This is a genomic window from Glutamicibacter sp. BSL13, assembly GCF_052928425.1.
On record NZ_JAVGCZ010000126.1, the window covers coordinates 1 to 6,333 of the forward strand.

Annotated in this window: 3 protein-coding genes; all 3 read right to left on the minus strand. The window is 70.6% G+C overall.

Translation table 11 applies throughout. The features are described from left to right. Positions 1-48: 48 nt before the first annotated feature. On the minus strand, positions 49-1,557 hold the full coding sequence (gene pyk / locus RCJ92_RS14425) for a pyruvate kinase (protein ID WP_446754924.1): 1,509 nt from the start codon (positions 1,555-1,557) through the stop codon (positions 49-51). Positions 1,558-1,653: 96 nt separating this feature from the next. Then, positions 1,654-3,111, minus strand: coding sequence for a glutamate synthase subunit beta (locus RCJ92_RS14430; protein WP_446754925.1), 1,458 nt, complete (start codon positions 3,109-3,111; stop codon positions 1,654-1,656). Further along, a partial coding sequence (gene gltB / locus RCJ92_RS14435) for a glutamate synthase large subunit (protein ID WP_446754926.1) occupies positions 3,104-6,333 on the minus strand: 3,230 nt, incomplete at its 5' end. The genes gltB and RCJ92_RS14430, both read right to left, overlap by 8 nt.

Below are 6,333 nucleotides of genomic sequence, written 5' to 3' on the forward strand. Positions count from 1 at the left end.
CTGGCCGGTGGCCGTGAGAAACCTCGCGGCCCGAGTCGGCGGCTATGCCTAGATGGAGGTGCCGCGCACGTTCTCCGGCGCCCACGGTCCGACCTTCTCCCGGTCCGGCATCGGCTTGCCGTCCAGCAGCTGGCCGGCATCGGCAAGGTCACCGACCTTGTGGATGCGCAGGGTGTTGGTGGACCCGGCCTGCCCTGGAGGCGAACCGGCGGCGATGCACACCAGGTCGTTGACCTCGGCCAGCCCCTCGGAGAGCAGGCGTTCGTCGACCTGGGCGGTCATCTTGTCGGTGTGGTCGGCGTATTCCACCAGGCGGGCCTGCACACCCCACATCAGGGTCATGATGTTGTAGGTCTGCGGCAGCGGGGTGAAGGCCAGCACCGGCTTGTGCGGGCGCAGCCGGGAGAGGCGGCGCGCCGAGTCACCGGACTGGGTGAACGCGACAATGTACTTCACATCGAGCTGGTCGGCGATCTCCACGGCGGCACGGGTGATCGCCCCGCCGCGGGTCTTGGGCTTGGAGCCCAGCCGCGGGATGCGGTCCAGGCCGTGCTGCTCGGTGGAGGTGATGATCCGGGCCATGGTGGCCACGGTCTCCACCGGGTAGGCGCCCACCGAGGTCTCCCCGGAGAGCATGACCGCGTCGGCGCCGTCGATGACCGCGTTGGCGCAGTCCGAGGCCTCGGCCCGGGTGGGGGTCGGGGACTCGATCATCGATTCGAGCACCTGGGTGGCCACGATGACCGGCTTCGCCCAGCGGCGGGCCAGTTCGATGGCGCGCTTCTGCACCATCGGGACCTCCTCCAGCGGCAGCTCCACGCCCAGATCGCCGCGGGCGACCATGATCGCGTCAAACGCGTCGATGATCTCCTCCAGGGCGGCGACGGCCTGCGGCTTTTCGATCTTGGCGATCACCGGCAGGCGGCGGCCTTCCTCGTCCATGATTTCGTGCACGCGATGGATGTCGCTGGCGTTGCGCACGAAGGACAGGGCGACCATGTCCACTCCGGCGCGGATCGCCCAGCGCAGGTCGTCCTCATCCTTCTCGCTCAGTGCCGGCACGTTCACCGCGACGCCGGGCAGGTTGATGCCCTTGTTGTTGGACACCTCCCCGCCGACGACGACTTCGGTGAGCACCTTGACCTCGTCGACCTGCAGGGCGCGCAGCTGGACCTTGCCGTCGTTGACCAGCAGCATGTCCCCCGGCTGCACATCCCCGGGCAGGCCCTTGAAGGTGGTGGAGCAGATGCTGCGGTCCCCTTCGATGTCCTCGGTGGTGATGGTGAACCGCTCCCCCGGCTCCAGGATGTACTTCGCGTCGTCCTTGAACCGGCCCAGACGGATCTTCGGGCCCTGCAGGTCGGCGAAGATCCCCACCGCGCGGCCTACCTCACGGGAGGCGTTGCGCACGTTTTCCAGGTTGTTCGCGTGTGTGGAATGGTCGCCATGGCTCATGTTCAGCCGGGCGACGTCCACCCCGGCCTGCAACACCGCCACGGTGTTTTCGTAGCTCTCAATCGATGGTCCCCAGGTAGCAACAATCTTCGCGCGTCTCATACCGTCAGCCTATTATGCCTTTCACTTTCCACGGTACGTCCGGCCGGGAATTCCAAGGCTGAAACTCCATGGCTGGCCGCAACGCACCCGTGACACTCACATGATGCTGATGGCCCTATCGGTGGGGGCGACCGGTGCGGGCAACATGGTGTGCCCCTGCAGGTGACGGTCCACCGCCGCGGCGACGGAGCGCCCCTCGGCGATGGCCCACACGATCAGGGACTGTCCCCGACCGGCGTCCCCGGCGGCGAACACATTGTCCGCGCCGGTGTGGTAGTAGCCATCACGGGCGACGTTGCCCAGATTGTCGAAATCGATACTGACCTGTTCATCCAGCCCGGCTTTTTCCGGTCCGGTGAACCCGAGGGCGAGCAGCACCAGATCCGCCTTGATCAGCTTCTCGGTGCCGGGCTTCGGGAGGCGTGAGCCAGCGACAAATTCCGTCTCTGCCACTGTAACACCGATCACCCGGCCCTGCCGACCATTAAATCTCACAGTGGAGGCCAGGTAGCTGCGCTGCCCGCCCTCCTCGTGGGAGGACTGCACCTCGAACAGCGGCGGCACCGTCGGCCACGGGTGCCCGGGCCCGCGTTCGGCCGGGGGTTGCTGGCCGATGGCCAGGGTGGTGACGCTGGCCGCCTGCTGGCGCAGCGCGGTGCCCAGGCAGTCCGCCCCGGTGTCCCCGCCGCCCAGGATCACCACGTGCTTGCCGCGGGCGTCGATCCGCGGGCTGCGGCGCGCCTGGGACACCACCCGGTTGCTGTCGGTGAGGTACTGCATCGCAAAGTGCACCCCGTCCAGCTCCCGGCCCGGCACGGGCAAATCGCGCGGCACTCCGGCGCCGATGGCGATGATCACCGCGTCATAGTCCCGGCGCAGCTCATCCCAGCCGACGTCCACACCGATGTTCACCCCGGTGCGGAAGATGGTGCCTTCCGCGCGCAGCTGCTCCAGCCGGCGCTCGAGCACCCGCTTGTCCAGCTTGAAGTCCGGGATGCCGAAGCGCAGCAGTCCGCCGGGGGCCTCGTCGCGTTCGAAGACCACCACGGTGTGCCCCACCCGGGTCAGCTGCTGGGCGGCGGCCAGCCCGGCCGGGCCGGAGCCGACCACCGCGATCCGCGCCCCGGTGTGCCGGGCCGGCGGCTGCGGGGTGAACGCTCCGGCGTCCAGCAGGTGCCCGGCCAGTTCGGCCTCCACCTGCTTGATCGTCACCGCCGGCTGGTTGATGCCCAACACGCAGGCGGCCTCGCAGGGCGCCGGGCAGAGCCGGCCGGTCAGTTCCGGGAAGTTGTTGGTCTGCAGCAGCCGGTCGGCCGCCTCGTCCATCCGCTGGCGGTAGACCAGGTCGTTGAACTCCGGGATCAGGTTGCCCAGCGGGCAACCCTGGTGGCAGAACGGGACCGCGCAGTCCATGCAGCGCGAGGCCTGGGCCTGCAGGGTGCCGGCGCGCTGGCGTTCGCTGACCTCCCGGTAGTCCAGCAGCCGCAGCGGCACCGGGCGCCGGGGCTGGGTTTCACGGTGGCGGATGTTCAGAAAGCCGCGTGGGTCAGCCACGGGTCACCTCCAGGATTTGGGTCCACACCTGGGCCGAGTCCGGGTTCTGCCCGGAGTCGGCGGCGTGGGTGCGAAGTTCTTCGATGGCGGCGTAGTGCCGCGGGATGATGCTGGTGAAGCGGGTGCGGCTGGTGTCCCAGTCCAGCACCAGGCGCTGGGCCAGCGGGGAGCCGGTGCGGGCGATGTGCTCGGTGAGCAGCGCGTGCAGCTGCCCGGCCTGCGCGTCGTCCAGCGGGCCGATCAACAGTTCCTGCCCGGCGGCGGCCAGCGGGTTCAGCCGCCGGGGGTCGAAGTCCAGCACCCAGGCCACACCCCCGGACATGCCGGCGGCGAAGTTGCGTCCGGTGGGCCCGAGCACCGCCACGGTGCCCCCGGTCATGTACTCGCACCCGTGCTCGCCGATCCCCTCGGCGACCAGCGTCGCCCCGGAGTTGCGCACCGCGAAGCGTTCGCCAACCCGCCCGTTGATGTACAGCTGGCCGCTGGTGGCGCCGTAGCCGATCACGTTGCCGGCGATCACCTGTTCCTCGGGCGGGCAGGCGCTGCCGGTGCCCGGGTGCACGGCGATGATCCCGCCGCTCAGGCCCTTGCCGACGTAGTCGTTCGCGTCCCCGGCCAGGCGCAGGGTGATCCCGGCGGGCAGGAACGCGCCCAGCGACTGCCCGGCCTGGCCCTGCAGGCGCACCGTGATGGTGTCCGCCGGCCGGTCGGCGTCGAAGGCGGCGCGGGTCAGGTGGTGGCCCAGCAGGGTGCCCACCGAGCGGTCGGTGTTGGACACGCTGGCCGCCAGCCGCACCGGGGTGCCCACGGCGAGCGCCGGACCGGCCTGGGCCAGCAGCCGCCGGTCCAGGTGGTTCTCCAAACCGTGCTGTTGCCCGGTGGTGCGCCGCCGGGCGGCCGGGGCCACGGGTGGCACGTGGGTGATCGGGCCCAGGTCCAGCCCGCGGGCCTTGTAGTGGGCGGCCGCTTGGGCGGTGTCCAGCAGTTCGACCCGCCCGATCACCTCGTCCAGGGTGCGCGCGCCCAGTGCGGCAAGCAGTTCGCGCACCTCCTGGGCCAGGAACTGGAAGAAGTTGACCACGAACTCTGCCTTGCCGCTGAAGCGTTCGCGCAGTTCCGGGTTTTGGGTCGCCACCCCGACCGGGCAGGTGTCCAGGTGGCACACGCGCATCATGATGCACCCGGAGACCACCAGCGGGGCGGTGGCGAAGCCGAACTCCTCGGCGCCCAGCAGCGCCGCGATCACCACATCGCGCCCGGTCTTCAGCTGCCCGTCGGCCTGCAGGGTCACCCGCTGGCGCAGCCCGTTGAGGATCAGCGTCTGCTGGGCCTCGGCCAGCCCGATCTCCCACGGGGTGCCGGCGTGCTTGAGCGAGTTCAGCGGGCTGGCCCCGGTGCCGCCGTCGTGCCCGGAAATGAGCACCACGTCCGCCTTGGCCTTGGCGACCCCGGCCGCGACGGTGCCGATGCCGGCCTCGGAGACCAGCTTGACCTGTATCCGGGCGGAGGGGTTGGCGCATTTGGCGTCGTGGATCAGCTGGGCCAGGTCCTCGATCGAGTAGATGTCGTGGTGCGGGGGCGGGGAGATCAGCCCGACCCCGGGGGTGGAGTGCCGGGTCCGGGCGATCCACGGGTAGAGCTTGGTGCTCATCAGCTGCCCGCCCTCCCCGGGCTTGGCGCCCTGGGCCATCTTGATCTGGATGTCCACGGCGCTGCTCAGGTAGCGGCTGGTCACCCCGAAGCGCCCGGAGGCGATCTGCTTGATGGCGCTGCGCCGCAGCGGGTCGTTCAGCCGGGCCGGGTCCTCCCCGCCCTCCCCGGTGTTGGACTTGCCCCCGAGCCGGTTCATTGCGATCGCCAGGGTTTCGTGCGCCTCGGCGGAGATCGAGCCATAGCTCATCGCCCCGGTGGCAAAACGGGTGACGATCGCGCTGACGGGCTCCACCTCCTGGATGGGCACCGGGGTGGCGGCCTGGGTGTTCAGCCGCAGCAGCCCACGCAGCGTCTTGAGCTCGGCGGCCTGTTCGTCGACCGCGGCGGTGTACCGCTTGAACACGTCATAGCGCCGGGTGCGGGTGGAATGCTGCAGCCGGAACACGGTCTGCGGGTCAAACAGGTGCGGGGGCCCGCCGCGGCGCCACTGGTATTCCCCGCCGCCGGGCAGCTGCGGGGCACCGCTCGCGGCACTGCTCCCGGTGCCGGTGCCGATGCCGGGGTGGGAGGGGTGATCAGGGTAGGCGCGGGCGTGGCGGGCCGCGGTTTCCCGGGCGATCACCTCCAGCCCGATCCCGTCCAGCCGGCTGGGGGTGCCGGTGAAGTATTCGTCGACCAGCGCCCGGCCCAGCCCCAGGGCCTCGAAGGTCTGGGCGCCGCAGTAGGAGGCGATGGTGGAGATCCCCATCTTGCTCATGATCTTCAGCACCCCCTGGCCCAGCGCCCTGACCAGGTTCGCGGCCGCGGCCCGCCCGTCGGGGGCCGGGCCCACCCCGGGCAAGGTGCCCTCCAGAGCCATCTGCTCCACGCTCTCCAGCGCCAGGTACGGGTTCACGGCGCTGGCGCCGTAGCCGATGAGCAGCGCCACATGGTGCACTTCCCGGGCGTCGCCGGTTTCGACCAGCAGCGAGACCCGGGTGCGGGTGGAGCTGGAGAGCAGGTGGTGGTGCACCGCGGAGACCAGCAGCAGGGAGGGGATCGGCGCCCACGCGGCGGAGGAGTCCCGGTCGCTGAGCACGATGAAGCGCACCCCGCGGTGCACCGCGGCGCAGACCTTCTCACAGATCTCGTCCAGACGGGCGCGCAGCTCCCGGTCCCCGCCGGCGGGCCGGTAGAGCCCGCGCACCCGCAGGCTCTGGCGGGCGCCGTGCCCGTCGCGCAGGAACAGCACCTGGTCCAGCTGGTCGTTGTCCAGCACCGGGTAGTCCAGCGCGATCTGCTCGGCCGAAACCGGCCCGGGCTGCAGCAGGTTCCCCTCCGGGCCGATCGAGGTGGCAAGGCAGGTGACCAGCGCCTCGCGGATCGCGTCCAGCGGCGGGTTGGTGACCTGGGCGAAGGACTGGGTGAAGTAGTCAAACAGCAGCCGGTCGCGCTCGGAGAGGACCGCGACCGGGGTGTCGGTGCCCATGGCGCCCAGCGGTTCGGTGCCGGTGGCGGCCATCGGCCCCAACAGCAGGCGCAGCTCCTCGTTCGTGTAGCCGAAGGTGAGCTGGCGCTGGCGCACCGAGG